This is a genomic window from Microcystis aeruginosa NIES-843 (assembly GCF_000010625.1).
In the GTDB taxonomy this organism is placed as follows: domain Bacteria; phylum Cyanobacteriota; class Cyanobacteriia; order Cyanobacteriales; family Microcystaceae; genus Microcystis; species Microcystis aeruginosa.
Genome location: NC_010296.1, coordinates 5,158,468 through 5,174,588, shown reverse-complemented (window position 1 = coordinate 5,174,588; position 16,121 = coordinate 5,158,468). Strand labels below are relative to the sequence as shown.

Below are 16,121 nucleotides of genomic sequence, written 5' to 3'. Positions count from 1 at the left end.
GATAACTCGCCACCGATAACTAATTTTTACCAGCCTTTTTCCGCTTGAGCGAGGACATAGTTAGCTACAGCTTCGATATCTTCAGCGCTGAGACGACCACCGAAAGCCGGCATCGCCCCCATACCTTTGGTAACTTGGGTAACGATAGCTTCAACGGAATCTTTGCCGTATTTAACTAAATCTTCTTTTTTCAGGGTTTTAGCGGCATTAACCACGTTTTTACCGCCCATGTGGCAGGAAGCGCAGTTAGCACTGAAAATCGAAGCCCCATCAGCTAAAGCGGGACGAGCCATACCGAAAGTAACCACAGCCAAGAGCAAGCACAGGGAAATTAATAGTCTTTTCACGATTGGTTCTCCTCTATTTCTTAAGAAATTCCCCAACCATGGTCAGAAAAAACCGGTTTTCTTGTCAAAAGACAAGCTGTCAAACTTGGTGTAGAATTAATCAATGGGACAGTTAAAAGCAAACTTTTACTTTTTTGTCAAAAGACAGGCTGTCAAACTTGTCATCTTCCCTCGTGTAAAGGATTAACAAGCATGAAAAAATTAGGTTTATTGGTCGCTACCCTGGTGCTAGTCGTCTCTAGCTTCTTCTTCAACACTGCCGCCGCTTCCGCCGAAACCTTCACAGTGAAGATGGGCGGTGATGCAGGTACACTACAATTTGATCCCCCCGCCCTCACTATTAAAGCAGGAGATACGGTGAAATGGGTCAATAACAAACTTTCTCCCCATAACATAGTTTTCGATAGCACCAAGGTTCCCGAAGCCCAAGCCAGCAAATTATCCCATAAAGGTCTGGCTTTTTCCGCCGGTGAGTCCTTTGAAAGCACTTTCAGCGAACCGGGTACTTACACCTACTACTGCGAACCCCATCGCGGCGCCGGTATGGTCGGAACGATTACCGTTCAGTAATTATCCGATTTTAAGCAAAAATAACTCGCGGTTAACTGCCGCGGGTTGTTTTTTTGGGGTGTGGGGTGTGGGGTGTGGGGTGTGGGGTGTGGGGTGTGGGGTGTGGGGTGTGGGGTGTGGGGTGTGGGGAAGTGGGGAAGTGGGGAAGTGGGGAAGTGGGGAAGTGGGGAAGTGGGGAAGTGGGGAGAATCAATAAAAATAGTCTCCTGACGACCGGCTACTGTCTCCTATCTCCTATCTCCTGCCTCCTGTCTCCTGTCTCCTGTCTCTTATCTCCTGTCTCCTGTCTCGTGAAATATAAAGTCTCGGTTACAAAACTGACTTCCGAGCAATTCTCACCCCACCATAGAAACAGAAGCCCCTAGAAAAATCAGCCATGAAAGAACACGATGTCGTTATAGTGGGCGGTGGGTTAGCAGGATGCCGCGCCGCCTTAGAAATCAAACGCCTCAACCCGACTATCGATGTTGCTGTCGTTGCCAAAACCCACCCGATTCGTTCCCACTCCGTCGCCGCCCAGGGAGGTATCGCCGCCGCCCTGCAAAACGTTGACCCCAAAGATAATCCCAAGGCCCACGCCTACGATACTGTCAAAGGTTCCGATTTTCTGGCTGACCAGGATGCAGTGGATATTCTCACCAAAGAAGCCCCCGAAGTTATCATCGAATTGGAACATCTAGGCGTGTTATTCTCCCGTCTCGAAGATGGACGCATTGCCCAAAGAGCCTTTGGCGGTCACAGCCATAACCGTGCCTGTTACGCCGCCGATAAAACCGGTCACGCCATGCTGCACGAATTAGTCAGCAATTTAGGCCGTAATCAGGTAAAAATCTACGATGAATGGTACGTTTTGCGTCTTATCCTCGAAGAAGGTACGGCTAAAGGGGTAGTAATGTACCAAATCGCCACCGGACAGTTAGAAATCCTCCGGGCAAAAGCAATTATGTTCGGGACGGGGGGCTATGGTCGCGTTTATAACACCACCTCCAACGATTTCGCCTGTACGGGAGACGGTTTAGCTTTATCGGCAAAAGCGGGTATTCCCCTAGAAGACATGGAATTTGTCCAATTTCACCCCACGGGACTCTATCCCGTCGGTGTTTTAATCTCGGAAGCGGTCCGGGGTGAAGGCGCTTATTTAATCAATAGCGAAGGTCGTCGTTTTATGGAAGACTACGCCCCCTCGCGCATGGAATTGGCACCCCGGGACATCACTTCCCGGGCCATTACCCTAGAAATTCGCGCCGGCCGGGGGGTAAATCTGGACGGTAGCGCCGGGGGTCCCTTTGTCTATCTGGATTTACGCCATTTAGGCCGGGAAAAAATTATGAGTCGCATTCCCTTTTGTTGGGAGGAGGCCCACCGTCTCGTCGGTGTCGATGCGGTAGAGGAACCGATGCCCGTCCGTCCTACAGTTCACTATTGTATGGGAGGCATTCCCGTTAATACCGATGGTCGCGTTCGCTTAAGTGCCGATACCCTCAGCGAAGGCTTTTTCTCCGCCGGGGAATGTTCCTGTGTCTCCGTCCACGGGGCCAATCGTTTGGGCAGTAATTCCCTGTTAGAATGTGTGGTCTATGGGAGAAGAACCGGCAAATCGATCGCTAAATACGTCGAAAAACGCGCTTTTCCCGTCTTTAATCCCGATATTTACCTTCAGGATGCCAAAGAGGAAATCACCGCTTTATTGACCAAAAAAGGCACGATTCGCATCGGTCAACTACGTCAGCAATTCCAAGACTGTATGACCCAACATTGCGGCGTTTTTCGCACCGAAGCGACCATGCGCGAGGGAATTAAACAAATCGGCGAATTAAAGCGCCAATACGAGCAGATTTACCTCGATGATAGGGGGGATTGCTGGAATACGGAACTAATCGAGGCCTGGGAATTACAAAGTCTCATGGTGGTGGGGGAAATTATCCTCACCTCTGCCCTCAATCGTCAAGAAAGCCGAGGGGCCCATTCCCGCGAAGATTTTCCCCAACGGGATGACCAAAATTTCCTTCAGCATACCCTCGCCTATTATTCCCCCTCCGGCATCGATATCGACTATATGCCCGTGGTGATTCAGGATTTCACCCCCGTGGAACGTAAGTATTAACCTCTGGTCGGACGGTAAATGTAAAGGAATATTACAAACTCCTTGGCATTTACCGAGATTTAGTTCTATACTAGATAAAGCAACGCGGGATAGAGCAGTCTGGTAGCTCGTCGGGCTCATAACCCGAAGGTCAGTGGTTCAAATCCGCTTCCCGCCATTACTTATAAAGCCGGTAGTTAACCCCGATTTCCCGTTAGGGAACATCGAACATTACCCTTTCAAGACAGCGATTGGGGTCAATGTAGGATTGGCGAGAATGGAGACAAGTATAATTATCCATGATCAAGATCTGTTCTGCTTTTAAATAGAGCGGAACGTGATAGGCTTCAAACAGGGCCATTTACAAAATGTTTGAAAGAAGTAGCCGGGATTGAAATCGACCAATCTTAAGTTAGAAAACGGGTTTCTTAGAGAAACCCGTTTTCTGGGTTAGATGTGGTATAACAGAAAAGTGGTTATGTCAGAGGAAAAAGATATGCCATCAATTTTTATTTGTTATTCCCACCAAGACAAAGGATGGAGAGACAGACTGTTAAAATTTCTCGAACCTCTGAATGATGAGGAAAAAATAGTCTGGTCAGATATCGACATACAACCGGGGGATATTTGGGATGAAAAAATTAAAGACAGTTTATCACAAGTAACAATTGCGATGGTCTTGGTTAGCCAAGATCTGCTTAATTCTCGTTATGTGAAGAATGAAGAATTACCCCGTATTTTGAAAAGACGTGAAGAAGAAGGAGTCGTTATAATTCCTATATTTCTTAGACATTCTACTGTGAAAAGTGTTTCTTTTAAATACACTAATGAAGAGGGAATAGAACAAAGATTTTACTTACATCAATTTCAGTCTCCTAGCAATAATTCTCCCAGCAATCCTCTCTGTGATCTAAAGAAATCAGAATATGAAAAAGTTTTCGTATCCGTTGAGGATAAATTGCGATCGCTGATTGAAGAATCTAAAAAAAAACAGTCTGAACCCTCTAAAAAAGCGGTCCAACCCCTGACCACCTCTGGGTTAGTGGATACGCAACTCCCACCCGTGCGTAGATGGCAAGGACGACGGGAAGAATTGCAAGAACTCCAAACAGCGTTAGGGAATGACCATCTAAGGTTAATCGAGATTACCGCCGCCGGGGGTTATGGTAAAACTGCTCTGGCGAGAAAGTTTACAGATCAATTAACTGCTGATTGGCCGGTATTATGGGTTAATTTTAACCAGCCTTACCCTTTGGCACAGTTCGGACGGTGGTTATTAGAGGAGTTAAAACAAAATTATGATGAAAAATGGAATGATGGGCAATTAATAGACGCAATCAGCAAAGGGTTAACCGCTAAACCCTGTTTATTAGTGTTGAATAATTTGGAAACGGTACTAACTGCCCCAGTAAATTTGGTTTATCAGCAATTCTTGCAAAAATGGTTAAACACAGAAAGCAGCAGTAAGCTATTAGTCACCAGTCGAGAACAGCTAAAATTCCCCGTCAATTTGCAAGATTATTATTATTCTTGGCCTTTAAAAGGGTTAAAAGAAGCGGATGCGATGCGTTATGTCACCGAAGATCACGGCTTAACGGGAAGCGATGAAGAATTAGCCCAATTTGTCGATAAAATGGGAGGTCATCCCCTCTTAATGGAACTGGTTTGTAGTTTGATGAAAGATAAGTTTGGGAAAGGGGTTTCTGTCACTGAGTCGCAAAATTTGGGCTTAAATATGTTTGATGTGGAAGGGTATCACCGCGACACGGAAACCTGTGTTAGAGAAGTGATTACCGCCAGTTTAGAGCGATTATCGAAAGAATTTAGGGAGAGTTTAACGCGGTTGTCGGTACTGCGGGAGAATTTTGATGACAGGTTAGCCCAGGGGTTAATTCCAGAAATAACTGAGGAAGATTTACGCTATTTAGCTCGTTTGTCTTTATTACAAGAATTTCCCCCCGAATACAATGTAAAACGGCGACAGTTTCAGTTTTTGCCTTTAATTTCCATGGTGGTGCAAGATCAAGCAAATCCTGAAATATTGCGATCTGCCCATCAATTAGCCTTAGATTATTATTTAGCTCATTTACCTGTCCCTCCCTGGGAATCCTTGGAAGATTTGAAGGAATATTTAGAGGCGTTTTACCATGCAGGGGAATTGGGAGAATGGCAGTTAGCTTACGATATTTTGGATGAGGATCGAGGCGGAGAATGGAAAAATAAATCGGTTGATAGTTTTTTAGATTTACAAGGATTTTATCGTAAGCAAGCAGATCATTATGAACAGGTGATTGCAGGGAGTCAACGGGAACAAGTTTGTTATCGTAACTCGTTAAGTTATTTGGGAAGTTGTTATCGTTCCTTGGGACAGTACGAAAAAGCGATCGCATTCAACCAGCAATGTCTCGACATCAGTAAGGAAATGGAAGATTGGCAAGGGGTGGCAATTTCTTTAGGCAATCTGGGATTTTGTTATAAGTCGTTAGGGAAGTATGACAAGGCGATCGCCTATCACCAGCAATATCACGACATCAGTGAAGAAATCGGCGATCGGCGAGGGGTGGCAATTTCTTTAGGCAATATGGGTAGTTGTTATTACTCGTTAGGGCAGTATGAAAAGGCGATCGCCTATCATCAGCAATCTCTCGAAATCAGTGAAGAAATCGGCTATCGGCAAGGGGTGGCAAGTTCTCTCGGTAATTTAGGCAATTGTTATAAGTCCTTGGGGCAGTATGAAAAAGCAATTTTCTATCACCAGCAATGTCACGACATCAGTGAAGCAATGGGCGATCGGAAAGGGGTGGCAATTTCTCTCGGGAATTTAGGCAATTGTTATTATGACCTAGGACAGTATGAAAAAGCGATCGACCTCTACCAGCAATATCACGACATCAGTGAAAAAATCAGCTTTCGGCAAGGGGTGGCAATTTCTTTCGGTAATCTAAGCAATTGTTATTCTTCCTTGGGACAGTATGAAAAAGCGATCGCCTATCACCAGCAATCTCTCGACATCAGTGAAAAAATCGGCGATTGGCAAGGGGTAGCATCTTCTCTACATACTATAGGGAGTATATTGCTCAAACTAGAAAACTACAGCGAAGCCGAAAGCAAAATTCAAGCATCCTTAGTAATTTCTCAAGATATTGATTATAAATATTTAATCGCCTATAGTTTAAGAGTTCTTGCCGAAATCTTCCACAAAACTAATCGCCCTGAACTTGCCCTCAGCCATTGCCAAGAAGCGCTTAAATTATGCCAAGAATTGGGGATTCCCTTGGTTAAAGATTGTGAGGAACTGTTAGGGCAAATTCAGGGAAACTTAGGAGAAGCCAACAAATAAAATGAAACTTCCTAATGCCGATCAAGCCAACCTAGGAGACAAACTTGAACGTTACTGCCTCAATCCTGAGCATTCAAAAGGAAAACATAAAGCCTTGCTTTTCAAACAAAGATTAGGGATTACCTTAGCTAATAAAGAAATCCTAGAAAATGCTCTTAAAAAAGCAGTAATGGAAGGAGAAGCCGAACTTTATAAAATCGATCAATATGGCACTCACTATGATCTGAAATTTAACCTCTGTACCGACATCGGAGAATCCTTAATTTTAAGTTGCTGGATTGTCCAAATAACTGAAAATTTTCCTCGTCTTACTAATGTCTATCCCATTAATTAACTAGCCCATGATGAACACCATTCAAGAATACGATCTCGTTGCCCTAACGGAAGATGTTACGGCTACTCACAAAACGACCCATCAGCCCATCCTTCTGCGTCGCGGACAAATGGGAACTGTTTTAATGTCTTTTAATCAGCAAGCTTTTCTGATTGATTTTACCGATCAAAACGGCCAAACCTTTGCGATGGAAACCGTTGATCACTCAAAACTTCTACGGCTGATCAGTGAACCTGAATTAGTCTCAGTCTAAGATAAAACTTTCGCCAACTTTTAGATAGAACTCTTTATCTTGCTATTCGGGAAAAAACTTTCAACAGCTTATTTCATCAAGAAATTGGTCAAATACTCCTTGAAGAAAAAACACTAAAACTAATTATCTTTAACCATGACAATGAGGTAATCACCCAATGGATAAACTAAACCATTACCGCAAAATTATTCATCAGATTCTTGTCCCCTATAGCCAAATTATTTATAACAATGCGGACATTCAAAATCGTCTAGCTTTTGATCCTCAGAATGATCAATATCTCGTCATTTCAGAAGGTTGGCAACAGAATCAGCGTTATCATGATTGTCTGATTCATTTAGAAATTATTAACGACAAAATTTGGGTACAATGTGACAACACCGAAGACGGTATCACCAAAGAATTACTAAGCGCAGGCATTGCTAAAGAAGATATTGTTTTGGGATTCCATGAACCTAAAATACGTCAATATACAGGCTTCGCTGTCGCTTAACTTTCAAATATGATGGACAATTCTCAAAACCGCAATCGCCGCCAAATGAATCACTATTAGAAGAAGATTAGAAACTCTTGATAACCCAAGTCAGCCATGAAAATCACCTACTTTCAGGATACGGATACTCTATACCTAGAGTTCAATAACAATCCTATTGTCGAGACTCAAGAAATCAATGAAAATACCAAATACCAAATACAAAATACAAAATACAAAATACCTTGGTCGATCTTGATCAGCAGGGGAATATTTGTGCAATCACCTTGAAACAGGCCAAAAACTTAAAGTATCTGAATGCTTTTTCCCTCGAAACTATTGTCGCACCTCAATTAGCTTCAAGTTTATAATAATTTGTAATCACAAATTATTATAATTGGAAACAAAGGAGTGTGAATAATGCAAACCGTCCAACTTTTTCAACAAGTCAAATTATGTAGAGATGTCCCCGACACTATTTTTAAAAAAGGTGATCAGGGAACAATTGTTGAATATTTACCTCCTAAGGAACAACAATCAGAAGCAGGTTATCTGTTATCTGTTATCTGTTATCTGTTATCTGTTATCTGTTATCTGTTATCTGTTATCTGTTATCTGTTATCTGTTATCTGTTATCTGTTATCTGTTATCTGTTATCTGTTATCTGTTATCTGTTATCTGTTATCTGTTATCTGTTATCTGTTATCTGTTATCTGTTATCTGTTATCTGTTATCTGTTATCTGTTATCTGTTATCTGTTATCTGTTATCTGTTATCTGTTATCTGTTATCTGTTATCTGTTATCTGTTATCTGTTATCTGTTATCTGTTATCTGTTATCTGTTATCTGTTATCTGTTATCTGTTATCTGTTATCTGTTATCTGTTATCTGTTATCTGTTATCTGTTATCTGTTATCTGTTATCTGTTATCTGTTATCTGTTATCTGTTATCGTGTTATCGTGTTATCGGTTATCTCCTAGAAATGTTTGACAATAACGAAACCATTGACGTGATAGCGGTTCCCGTTTCTTGGATAACTTCTATTAACTAACGATTAGCAAAAATTCAGGCTACATTAGAAGAAGATTAGAAACTCTTGATCACCTATACCAACCATGAAAATTAAAGCAATTATCAAAATTTAACTTTTTATCCAAATAGGAGAAATTTCATGAGTACCACCATCAATCTTCAAATCACTTTTGAATCTCTAACCGAAGCCATTAAATCCCTTGACTTAACGCAAAAACAACAATTATTAGAAATACTAGAACAACAAATTTTTCAAGCAGAAGAAACTTCCTATCAAGACGACGAGGAAACCTTAGCAGAACTTCAACAAGTTCGGGATGAATATCAATCAGGCGACTATGTGACCCTTGAACAATACTTGAGCAAGGATTAAATCACAATGGATTATAGTATTAAAATCTCTAAATCTGTACAAAAACAGATTGATAACTTACCTAATCCCATCAAAAGTCGTATTCTTGAAAAAATCAAAGATTTATCAGTAGAACCTCGTCCCCCTGGTGTAGTCAAATTAAAAAATTCTGATTATGAATACCGTTTGCGTGTTGGTGACTATCGAGTTCGCTATGAAATTGATGACCCAAAACAGGTAATACTCATCTTGCAATGTAAACATCGAAGAGATGTCTATCGCTAATAATTTAGAAACATTGCGCTACTTCAAATCCGAATTGGTGTTTCTCGCCGAAATCGCCCACAAAACCAATCGCCCTCAACTTGCCCTCAGCCATTGCCAACAAGCGCTTAAATTATGCCAAGAATTGGGGATTCCCTTGGTTAAATATTGTGAGGAACTGTTAGGGCAAATTCAGGCTACGTTAGAGAATAATTAAGGTAAATTATTATCTCAAAAATTAATATTTAACTGAACAAAGCTATGATAAAACTAACTTTAAACGAAGCCCAAAGTCAACTACCTGACCTCCTTAAAGCTGCCTCAAAAGGTGAACAAGTTATTATCCAGAATCATGAAGGTCAAGACTTTCAACTCATTTCTCTTCCTACTACTGTTAAACATCCCCAATATGGAAGCGCAAAAGGCATCGTTAAAATGCTTGACAATTTTGATGATCCCATCGAAGAATTTGAGGAATATATGCCATGAAAATTTTAATGGATACCCACGCCTTTTTATGGTTTATCGAAGGTGATAATAATCTCAGTGATGCTGCTCGTTCTCTGATCGAAAATAATCAATATCAAAAACGATTAAGTATCGCTAGTCTCTGGGAAATGTCCATCAAAGCCAGCCTTAACAGATTAGAATTAAAGACAACTTTCCCAAATTTAATTCAAAATTATGTTTATAATAACGGCTTTGATATACTATCTATTAACGCCGAACATCTCGAACAACTCAAGAGACTCCCTTACTACCATAAAGATCCTTTTGATCGCCTAATAATCGCTCAAAGCTTAACTGAAAATATTCCGATTCTCACTAAAGATGAGTTATTTAAGCGATATACTGAAAATTTATTGTGGTAAACCTGAAAAGAAGAAACTTTAGCAAATTAATCACAAAAACTAACAGGCAAACTTTAAACCTTATTGATTTTCCATGCAAAACCCAATTAACCTCACCATTGAACGCTTTCAAGAAAACGGCCAAGATTACTATGTCGCCACCAGTCCCGATATACAAGGACTTGTCGCTGAAGCTGATACAATAGATGCCGTCATTGATATTGCCAAAGACTTAATTCCCATCCTATTAGAATTGGAAACAAAGGAGTGTGAATAATGCAAACCGTCCACAAAATGAGGAACAATTAATTATGAACATCAAAGATTATCCTTTTGCTCAAGACTTGATTACGGATAATCAAGGTCAGATACAGCAAGTTATCATTAATTTTGAAGATTATCAACAAATAATAGAAACCTATGAAGATACTGGACTCTATCGCGCCATGATAGACGTTAAAGATGAAACACCCTTAACTCTTGAGGAAGCTTTAATTGAATTAGAAAAAGAATGAAAATTAACTATCTTCTTACTTTTATCAAGGATCTTAAATTTTTTCCTAATATTTGACTAAGTTGAGAATCAGTTAAATAGAATAAACGGATAAACCATGCTAAAAGATATTGTTGAAGTGAAACCTCTAAATAATTATCAACTTTATCTTAAATTTGAAGATAATCAAGAGGGGATTATTAATCTTGAAGAAATTATCGAGTTTGTTGGCATTTTTCAACCGCTAAAAGACTTAGATTTTTTAAAAACCGTCAAAATTAATCCTGATTGGGGAACAATTTATTGGGAAAATGGGGCTGATTTAGACCCCGATGTTCTTTATTCTCTCATCACGAATCAATCTCTTAACGACTTAGAAAAAGATGACTTACAACTTATTTAAAGTAGAGGAATTTTAAGCCATGAAAATCACCTACTTTCAAGATACGGACACTCTATATTTAGAGTTCAATAACAATCCTATTGTCGAGACTCAAGAAATCAATGAAAATACCTTGGTAGATCTTGATAAAAATGGGAACATTTGTGCAATCACCTTGGAACAGGCCAGAAGCTTAACGGATCTGAATGCTTTTTCCCTCGAAACTATTGTCGCGCCTCAATTAGCTTCAAGTTTATAAGAGTTGTCATAATAAAATTATTCTATAAACCTTGACGTGATATAATATATATAACATTTGGGCGCAGATTCCTTGTGACCCTATAATCGGACAAATTCGTTATTATCAATGACAACAACTTTAATCAATCACATTGAAATTACCCCAGAAACTTGTGGCGGTAAACCGCGCATCGCAGGTCATCGCATCAAAGTCCAAGATGTCGTTATTTGGCACGAACGTCTGGGAATGTCACCCGATGAAATTGTTTATCATTATCCCAGCATTACTTTAGCTGATGTTTACGCGGCCCTTTCTTACTATCACGATCACCTTGAAGAAATTAGACAACAAATCACAGATGATGATACCTTTGCCAAGGAAATGCAAGCTAAAACACCTTCTCTAGTCCAAGAAAAACTAAAAAAATGAATGGGCAATAAAATTAAATTTCACCTTGATGAAAATGTAAGCTATAACATTGCTCTTGGATTGCGCCAGCGAGGCCTTGATGTTACTACCACTCCAGAAGAAAATTTATTGGGGGTATCCGATGAAATACAATTGCAATTTGCCTTAGCCAATGGTCGCGTGATTTTTACTCAAGATACTGATTTTTTAAGAATCAATCAATCATCTATAACTCATGCAGGAATTGCTTACTGTCCCCAACAAAGTAAATCATTGGTCAAATAATTCGAGGACTACTCTTAATCTGGGAAATTCTTGAACCAGAAGAAATGTATAATCACATAGAGTTTATATAGAACAGCATGAAAATGCCTGCCAAAGATATTTTCCATGATTGTGTAAAACACGCCCTAATCAAAGACGGCTGGACAATTACCCATGACCCCCTACGGATTCGTTTAGCAAGAGGTAAAAACCTGTTTGTTGATTTGGGAGCAGAAAGACTATTAGCCGCAGAAAAAGGAACAGAAAAAATAGCCGTTGAAATTAAGAGCTTTACTCGTCCCTCTGACATGAAAGACCTTGAAGAAGCAGTTGGTCAATTTGTCGTTTATAACCATCTTTTAAGGCGTTATTATCCCGAATATAAACTATTTTTGGCTGTTAGCGAAAACACCTGCAAAACAGTGTTTGAAGAAGAAGCAGGTCAAACCTTAATTGAAGATGGTATTATTCAGTTATTTAGGGTCTGCTGAAAAAGTTTTTCCTGGGGGCAGGGTGTGGGGTGTGGGGTGTGGGGTTTTACCGGTTTTGAGGTGGTCAATTACCTAATTTTCAGGGAAAAAGTCCCTGAATTTTCCCCCTGATCACTCCCATGCCAGGTACTTTTTGATTGACAAAAAGTCTAAAAGTTTTACCCAACAAGGTTTTTAGATTTATTCAGCCAACCCTATTTAGTTTTGATCCCAACCAGGAGGTAATTGTACGATGGCTTCCTTAATTGCCCAATATCGGCAAATTATTGAAAAAACATTCCAAGATTATGCCGACTTCCTCGACACCGATCGCCAAATCCAAATCGAATTAGTCCTAGATCAAACCCGCGATCGCTATTTATTGGTTGAAACAGGTTGGCAAAATGGTTATCGAATCTACGGAACCCTATTACATATTGATATTATTGATCAAAAAATTTGGATTCAACACGACGGAACTGAGGATGGTATTGCCGATGAATTAGTAGCTGCGGGAATCCCTCAAAACCAGATTATTTTAGCCTTTAAATCCCCTGAAATTAGACCCTATACAGGCTTTGCTGTCGCTTAACGTTCAAATATGATGGACAATTCTCAAGACCGCGATTGCGCTCTCAACTACTGCCAACAAGCCCTTAAATTCCCCCAGGAGCTAGGCATTACCCTAATGAAAGACGGAGAGGAACTCCTCGTAAAAATTCAGGTTACATTAGAAGGAAATTAGAAACCCTTGATCAGCTATACCAACCATGAAAATTAAAGCAATTCTCAAAATTTAACTTTTTATCCAAATAGGAGAAATTTCATGAGTACCACCATCAATCTTAAAATTACGTTTGAATCTCTAACCGAAGCCATTAAATCCCTTGACTTAACGCAAAAACAACAATTATTAGAAATACTAGAACAACAAATTTTTCAAGCAGAAGAGGCTTCCTATCAAGACGATGAGGAAACCCCTAGCAGAACTTCAGCAAGTTCGGGATGAATATCAATCAGGCGACTATGTGACCCTTGAACAATACTTGAGCAAGGATTAAATCATAATGGGTTATAGTATTAAAATCTCTAAATCTGTACAAAAACAGATTGATGACTTACCTAATGCTATGAAAGGTCGTATTCTTGAAAAAATTAAGGGTTTGGAAATAGAACCCTGTCCTTCTGGCATTGTTAAATTAAAAAATTCTGAACAGTAACACCGTCTCCGTATCGGTGATTATCGAGTGCTTTATGAAATTGATGATGCGAAACAGACAATACTCATCTTGCAATGTAAACATCGCAGAGAAGTCTATCGCCAATAATTTAGAAACATTGCGCTACTTCAAATCCGAATTGGTGTTTCTCGCTGAAATCGCCCACAAAACCAATCGCCCTGAACTTGCTATCAGCTATTGCCAACAAGTGCTTAAATTATGCCAAGAATTGGCGATTTTTTGCTTAAAAATTGTGAAAAAATTCTCGAATAAATTCATAATAAATTAGAGATAACTAAAGTAAATTATCAGCTAAAAATTAATATTTAACTCAACAAAGCTATGTTAAAAATAACTTTAAACGAAGCCCAAAGTCAACTACCTGAACTCCTTAAAGCCGCCGCAGAAGGCCAAGAAATTATTATTCAAAATAATGAAGGTCAAGACTTTCAACTCATTTCTATCTCTCCCAGCCGGCTCTTCGGTTTGTGTTATGCAATGGACGGGGGTTATAAGGGATGAAACCCTTATATAGAAAGACATTGCTGCAATTTTTGCCAATTGTTTTCGATCTAGAGCGAACTAATCAATTAAGTCTCTTGCCAGATAAGGATTCAGTCGATTTATGCCCCCATATCGAACCATACTAAGTAACGAAGAACCTGTTATTCTCGTTTTATTAATATATGTAAACAACAGGCTTTGATCGTTGAAATAGCGATCGCCCTTGCGATTCGGCGATCACCGCTTGGGTAAACATTTAGTCTAAACTCCAGTAGAAAGAGCCGTAAACTTGATTAACAATCGTCCTCAAAAATGTCTTGACTATCCTACCCCGAATGAAGTATTCTATGAAGATAGATCAGGCAGTGATGCAATTCAGACTTGAATTGGCGAAACAAAAATTGAATGTGAACAATTTTAACTTATTGAGCAATCATGAAAAAGAATAAATATAAAGCAGAATTGGCTTTAATCGCTTTGCTATGGTTTCTTGTCATCAATATTGGAAATATGGGTATCATAGATACAGGTTTGCGATTACAAATGTCCCATGCTTGGTGGACAAAAGATTCAGAAGTTCAGGTTACTTCCGAAACTAAACCTAAAATTCGTGGAGATATTCGTTTTGGAGTTCTAGGAGTTGATGGAAAGCGTTATATTGCCTATGAACAAGGTCAGTCTTTATTGATGTTACCTGGAGATTTATTGGGGACTTGGCTTCATTACTTGTTTCCCGCTATTCCAGAAAAAAATTGGCGACAGTTAGTGGTAAGTTTCCTTATTTTTATCCCTTTAAACATTGCTGCCGTTCTTACTTGCTTCTGGTTGCTAAAAGAATTTGGTTTCAATGAGAGAATTGCCCAATTAGGGTCTGTTATCTTTTTTTTGGGTACAACCTTCTTACACTATGCCCAAATACATCAACAGAACAATCAAATCCTTTTATTTGTCATGATAGGTTACGTTGCTGCTTTAGCCTATTCCTTCTCCAAAAATCCAAGCCTAGCTTTTATGAGCGGACTGGCTTTAGGTGGAGCTATGTTAATGAGAATAACAAGTCTAATACACGCCCTATCGGTTTTCCTGTTTTTCTTGAGTTGTCTAATCTATCAATATCGAGAAAGACTTAAGCAAAGTGTACCAGAATTAATCAAAGCAATTGGAATCTGGATTCTTGGTTTTATTCCCTTTACTTTAATAGGGAGACTCTTTGATTACTGGCGCTACGGCAGCTTCTTTATGTCTGGTAAAAAAGTGGAACAGATACAATTAACTACCGATCCATTGTGGAATGGAATGCCTAACCTAGAGCCAAACTATCCCTTTATTTACGCTCATCACGTTGGATTCATCGGTGCTCTTTTCGATCCAGCTAAAAGCATTTTTATTTATGATCCTTTGCTATTACCCTGTTTAGTTATAGCTGCCATTCTTTGGAAAAAAATAAACATATATATTCGTATCTATATCCTAGTCAATATTCTCAATCTTTTTCTACATTTATTAGCATATTCTCGATTTTTTGCCTGGGGCGGAGATTTAGCTTGGGGAGCCAGATATCATGTGACCTCTGTGCAATTGCTTTTAATTCCCTTGATTGGCATTTTCCTGCAATCTTTACTATCATATCGAGGGATAAGGAGGAACTTAATGGTGGCAATAATAGCTATTGCCATGGTCATTCAATTAGCGTCCGTCACTATGCACCCCATCATGGAAATGTCTCAAAAAAATATAGGCGTACCGGGAACTAGATTGGATTTCCGATTGGGACAAAGGATGATTAATCTGGGATGCTTATTGAATTCATCTCTTCCTCCCTGCCAAAGAGCAACTCCGGAACAAAGGGAATACCTGAACGCAGAATTTAATCGTATAATTTTTCTACCTTTTAACTGGCTTCATCAAGCCAAGGATATTCCTATATTTAAAAGTTTAGGAAGAATTTACCTCGTGTTTTGGTTTGGTATTTTAGCTTTAGCTATTTTTAAAACCGCACAAATATTAGCTTTTTCCCCTGAGATAAATAGCAAGAGAGAAGAATTGTAAGGCCATAAAGCCTTGCACTTTTTCACTTTTTTTGTTTGGTACATATATATCGAATCGCCACAGCAACTCCATTACCTCGTTGCAAGGGAGACCCTTGCAACGCATTTCCAGAGGTTCTACCTCTTGTGTAACCCATCAGGGAAGGGAGGGGGATTCTCCCTTTTCTCAATAGACCACACCAGAGGCGAAAT

26 protein-coding genes, 1 tRNA gene and 4 pseudogenes are annotated in these 16,121 nt (G+C 39.7%); 30 read left to right on the top strand and 1 reads right to left on the bottom strand.

Going from position 1 to position 16,121, the window contains the following annotated elements; all coding sequences use genetic code 11:
• Positions 1–26: 26 nt before the first annotated feature.
• A complete protein-coding gene (petJ, locus tag MAE_RS24500; protein WP_002732729.1) occupies positions 27–347 on the bottom strand; it encodes a cytochrome c6 PetJ in 321 nt (106 codons plus the stop codon).
• Positions 348–539: 192 nt separating this feature from the next.
• Here petJ and petE point away from each other — a divergent pair, with 192 nt between their 5' ends.
• The 30 genes and pseudogenes from petE to MAE_RS24355 all read left to right on the top strand — a co-directional run bounded on the left by petE (position 540) and on the right by MAE_RS24355 (position 15,930).
• Positions 540–917 (top strand): plastocyanin, encoded by a 378-nt coding sequence (gene petE / locus MAE_RS24495; RefSeq protein WP_012267898.1) that lies wholly within the window; start codon positions 540–542, stop codon positions 915–917.
• Positions 918–982: 65 nt separating this feature from the next.
• Complete coding sequence (locus MAE_RS33645; RefSeq protein WP_158303564.1) at positions 983–1,282, top strand: hypothetical protein; 300 nt, start codon at positions 983–985, stop codon at positions 1,280–1,282.
• An 11-nt stretch (positions 1,283–1,293) separates the two neighbouring features.
• Positions 1,294–3,021, top strand: coding sequence for a succinate dehydrogenase/fumarate reductase flavoprotein subunit (locus MAE_RS24490; protein WP_012267896.1), 1,728 nt, complete (start codon positions 1,294–1,296; stop codon positions 3,019–3,021).
• A gap of 83 nt (positions 3,022–3,104) precedes the next feature.
• Positions 3,105–3,178: transfer RNA gene (locus MAE_RS24485), tRNA-Met, on the top strand.
• 276 nt (positions 3,179–3,454) lie between these two features.
• On the top strand, positions 3,455–6,340 hold the full coding sequence (locus tag MAE_RS24480) for a tetratricopeptide repeat protein (protein WP_012267895.1): 2,886 nt from the start codon (positions 3,455–3,457) through the stop codon (positions 6,338–6,340).
• Position 6,341: 1 nt separating this feature from the next.
• Positions 6,342–6,674, top strand: a complete 333-nt coding sequence (locus MAE_RS24475) for a DUF6883 domain-containing protein (protein ID WP_002800853.1) — start codon at positions 6,342–6,344, stop codon at positions 6,672–6,674.
• A gap of 10 nt (positions 6,675–6,684) precedes the next feature.
• Positions 6,685–6,927 carry a DUF4926 domain-containing protein gene (locus MAE_RS24470; protein WP_012267894.1) on the top strand — a complete coding sequence of 81 codons (243 nt, stop codon included), beginning with the start codon at positions 6,685–6,687 and terminating at the stop codon, positions 6,925–6,927.
• A 32-nt stretch (positions 6,928–6,959) separates the two neighbouring features.
• Positions 6,960–7,097, top strand: a pseudogene (locus tag MAE_RS31005) (element excision factor XisH family protein); the annotation flags it as partial.
• Positions 7,085–7,420, top strand: coding sequence for a XisI protein (locus MAE_RS24465; protein WP_012267893.1), 336 nt, complete (start codon positions 7,085–7,087; stop codon positions 7,418–7,420). The pseudogene MAE_RS31005 and the gene MAE_RS24465, both read left to right, overlap by 13 nt.
• Positions 7,421–7,516: 96 nt before the next feature.
• Positions 7,517–7,770, top strand: a pseudogene (locus MAE_RS24460) (DUF2283 domain-containing protein).
• 49 nt (positions 7,771–7,819) lie between these two features.
• A complete protein-coding gene (locus MAE_RS35470) occupies positions 7,820–8,380 on the top strand; it encodes a hypothetical protein (RefSeq protein ID WP_070108823.1) in 561 nt (186 codons plus the stop codon).
• Between the two features lie 191 nt (positions 8,381–8,571).
• Entirely contained in the window at positions 8,572–8,805 is a 234-nt protein-coding gene (locus MAE_RS24445; RefSeq protein WP_002767942.1) for a hypothetical protein, read from the top strand.
• A gap of 6 nt (positions 8,806–8,811) precedes the next feature.
• Positions 8,812–9,069, top strand: coding sequence for a type II toxin-antitoxin system RelE family toxin (locus MAE_RS24440; protein WP_012267890.1), 258 nt, complete (start codon positions 8,812–8,814; stop codon positions 9,067–9,069).
• On the top strand, positions 9,056–9,265 hold the full coding sequence (locus MAE_RS24435) for a hypothetical protein (RefSeq protein ID WP_012267889.1): 210 nt from the start codon (positions 9,056–9,058) through the stop codon (positions 9,263–9,265). Before MAE_RS24440 ends, MAE_RS24435 begins: the two co-directional genes overlap by 14 nt.
• A 44-nt stretch (positions 9,266–9,309) precedes the next feature.
• Positions 9,310–9,537 (top strand): type II toxin-antitoxin system Phd/YefM family antitoxin, encoded by a 228-nt coding sequence (locus MAE_RS24430; RefSeq protein WP_002774562.1) that lies wholly within the window; start codon positions 9,310–9,312, stop codon positions 9,535–9,537.
• On the top strand, positions 9,534–9,920 hold the full coding sequence (locus tag MAE_RS24425) for a type II toxin-antitoxin system VapC family toxin (protein ID WP_002796330.1): 387 nt from the start codon (positions 9,534–9,536) through the stop codon (positions 9,918–9,920). The genes MAE_RS24430 and MAE_RS24425 overlap by 4 nt, the downstream gene beginning before the upstream one ends.
• Before the next feature lie 73 nt (positions 9,921–9,993).
• On the top strand, positions 9,994–10,176 hold the full coding sequence (locus MAE_RS24420) for a DUF1902 domain-containing protein (protein ID WP_002762135.1): 183 nt from the start codon (positions 9,994–9,996) through the stop codon (positions 10,174–10,176).
• Positions 10,177–10,210: 34 nt separating this feature from the next.
• A complete protein-coding gene (locus tag MAE_RS24415; protein ID WP_002732229.1) occupies positions 10,211–10,414 on the top strand; it encodes a hypothetical protein in 204 nt (67 codons plus the stop codon).
• 96 nt (positions 10,415–10,510) lie between these two features.
• Positions 10,511–10,795, top strand: coding sequence for a DUF2442 domain-containing protein (locus tag MAE_RS24410; protein ID WP_012267888.1), 285 nt, complete (start codon positions 10,511–10,513; stop codon positions 10,793–10,795).
• 19 nt (positions 10,796–10,814) lie between these two features.
• The gene (locus MAE_RS24405) at positions 10,815–11,033 is read left to right on the top strand and encodes a DUF2283 domain-containing protein (protein ID WP_012267887.1); all 219 of its coding nucleotides are present in this window, start codon (positions 10,815–10,817) and stop codon (positions 11,031–11,033) included.
• Positions 11,034–11,141: 108 nt separating this feature from the next.
• Entirely contained in the window at positions 11,142–11,444 is a 303-nt protein-coding gene (locus tag MAE_RS24400; protein ID WP_002795644.1) for a DUF433 domain-containing protein, read from the top strand.
• Positions 11,445–11,779, top strand: a pseudogene (locus tag MAE_RS24395) (DUF5615 family PIN-like protein).
• A gap of 12 nt (positions 11,780–11,791) precedes the next feature.
• On the top strand, positions 11,792–12,178 hold the full coding sequence (locus MAE_RS24390; RefSeq protein ID WP_012267886.1) for a XisH family protein: 387 nt from the start codon (positions 11,792–11,794) through the stop codon (positions 12,176–12,178).
• Between the two features lie 232 nt (positions 12,179–12,410).
• Positions 12,411–12,749, top strand: coding sequence for a XisI protein (locus tag MAE_RS24385; RefSeq protein WP_012267885.1), 339 nt, complete (start codon positions 12,411–12,413; stop codon positions 12,747–12,749).
• A 234-nt stretch (positions 12,750–12,983) separates the two neighbouring features.
• Entirely contained in the window at positions 12,984–13,166 is a 183-nt protein-coding gene (locus MAE_RS24375; protein WP_002795640.1) for a hypothetical protein, read from the top strand.
• Between the two features lie 58 nt (positions 13,167–13,224).
• Complete coding sequence (locus MAE_RS35465; protein ID WP_012267884.1) at positions 13,225–13,377, top strand: type II toxin-antitoxin system RelE family toxin; 153 nt, start codon at positions 13,225–13,227, stop codon at positions 13,375–13,377.
• A gap of 27 nt (positions 13,378–13,404) precedes the next feature.
• On the top strand, positions 13,405–13,485 hold the full coding sequence (locus tag MAE_RS35460) for a type II toxin-antitoxin system RelE family toxin (RefSeq protein WP_231859812.1): 81 nt from the start codon (positions 13,405–13,407) through the stop codon (positions 13,483–13,485).
• A gap of 234 nt (positions 13,486–13,719) precedes the next feature.
• Complete coding sequence (locus MAE_RS24360) at positions 13,720–13,899, top strand: type II toxin-antitoxin system Phd/YefM family antitoxin (RefSeq protein WP_050766322.1); 180 nt, start codon at positions 13,720–13,722, stop codon at positions 13,897–13,899.
• A gap of 253 nt (positions 13,900–14,152) precedes the next feature.
• A pseudogene (locus tag MAE_RS32880) lies at positions 14,153–14,266 on the top strand (IS30 family transposase); the annotation flags it as partial.
• Positions 14,267–14,316: 50 nt separating this feature from the next.
• A complete protein-coding gene (locus MAE_RS24355) occupies positions 14,317–15,930 on the top strand; it encodes a hypothetical protein (RefSeq protein ID WP_012267881.1) in 1,614 nt (537 codons plus the stop codon).
• The last annotated feature ends 191 nt before the right edge of the window (positions 15,931–16,121 follow it).

Excerpts from the sequence above, each read along its gene's own strand:
- petE (WP_012267898.1), top strand. The coding sequence starts at position 540 with ATGAAAAAATTAGGTTTATTGGTCGCTACCCTGGTGCTAGTCGTCTCT.
- MAE_RS24490 (WP_012267896.1), top strand. The coding sequence starts at position 1,294 with ATGAAAGAACACGATGTCGTTATAGTGGGCGGTGGGTTAGCAGGATGC.
- MAE_RS24480 (WP_012267895.1), top strand. The coding sequence starts at position 3,455 with ATGTGGTATAACAGAAAAGTGGTTATGTCAGAGGAAAAAGATATGCCA.
- MAE_RS24475 (WP_002800853.1), top strand. The coding sequence starts at position 6,342 with ATGAAACTTCCTAATGCCGATCAAGCCAACCTAGGAGACAAACTTGAA.
- MAE_RS24470 (WP_012267894.1), top strand. The coding sequence starts at position 6,685 with ATGAACACCATTCAAGAATACGATCTCGTTGCCCTAACGGAAGATGTT.
- MAE_RS24465 (WP_012267893.1), top strand. The coding sequence starts at position 7,085 with ATGGATAAACTAAACCATTACCGCAAAATTATTCATCAGATTCTTGTC.
- MAE_RS35470 (WP_070108823.1), top strand. The coding sequence starts at position 7,820 with ATGCAAACCGTCCAACTTTTTCAACAAGTCAAATTATGTAGAGATGTC.
- MAE_RS24445 (WP_002767942.1), top strand. The coding sequence starts at position 8,572 with ATGAGTACCACCATCAATCTTCAAATCACTTTTGAATCTCTAACCGAA.
- MAE_RS24440 (WP_012267890.1), top strand. The coding sequence starts at position 8,812 with ATGGATTATAGTATTAAAATCTCTAAATCTGTACAAAAACAGATTGAT.
- MAE_RS24435 (WP_012267889.1), top strand. The coding sequence starts at position 9,056 with ATGTCTATCGCTAATAATTTAGAAACATTGCGCTACTTCAAATCCGAA.
- MAE_RS24430 (WP_002774562.1), top strand. The coding sequence starts at position 9,310 with ATGATAAAACTAACTTTAAACGAAGCCCAAAGTCAACTACCTGACCTC.
- MAE_RS24425 (WP_002796330.1), top strand. The coding sequence starts at position 9,534 with ATGAAAATTTTAATGGATACCCACGCCTTTTTATGGTTTATCGAAGGT.
- MAE_RS24420 (WP_002762135.1), top strand. The coding sequence starts at position 9,994 with ATGCAAAACCCAATTAACCTCACCATTGAACGCTTTCAAGAAAACGGC.
- MAE_RS24415 (WP_002732229.1), top strand. The coding sequence starts at position 10,211 with ATGAACATCAAAGATTATCCTTTTGCTCAAGACTTGATTACGGATAAT.
- MAE_RS24410 (WP_012267888.1), top strand. The coding sequence starts at position 10,511 with ATGCTAAAAGATATTGTTGAAGTGAAACCTCTAAATAATTATCAACTT.
- MAE_RS24405 (WP_012267887.1), top strand. The coding sequence starts at position 10,815 with ATGAAAATCACCTACTTTCAAGATACGGACACTCTATATTTAGAGTTC.
- MAE_RS24400 (WP_002795644.1), top strand. The coding sequence starts at position 11,142 with ATGACAACAACTTTAATCAATCACATTGAAATTACCCCAGAAACTTGT.
- MAE_RS24390 (WP_012267886.1), top strand. The coding sequence starts at position 11,792 with ATGCCTGCCAAAGATATTTTCCATGATTGTGTAAAACACGCCCTAATC.
- MAE_RS24385 (WP_012267885.1), top strand. The coding sequence starts at position 12,411 with ATGGCTTCCTTAATTGCCCAATATCGGCAAATTATTGAAAAAACATTC.
- MAE_RS24375 (WP_002795640.1), top strand. The coding sequence starts at position 12,984 with ATGAGTACCACCATCAATCTTAAAATTACGTTTGAATCTCTAACCGAA.
- MAE_RS35465 (WP_012267884.1), top strand. The coding sequence starts at position 13,225 with ATGGGTTATAGTATTAAAATCTCTAAATCTGTACAAAAACAGATTGAT.
- MAE_RS24360 (WP_050766322.1), top strand. The coding sequence starts at position 13,720 with ATGTTAAAAATAACTTTAAACGAAGCCCAAAGTCAACTACCTGAACTC.
- MAE_RS24355 (WP_012267881.1), top strand. The coding sequence starts at position 14,317 with ATGAAAAAGAATAAATATAAAGCAGAATTGGCTTTAATCGCTTTGCTA.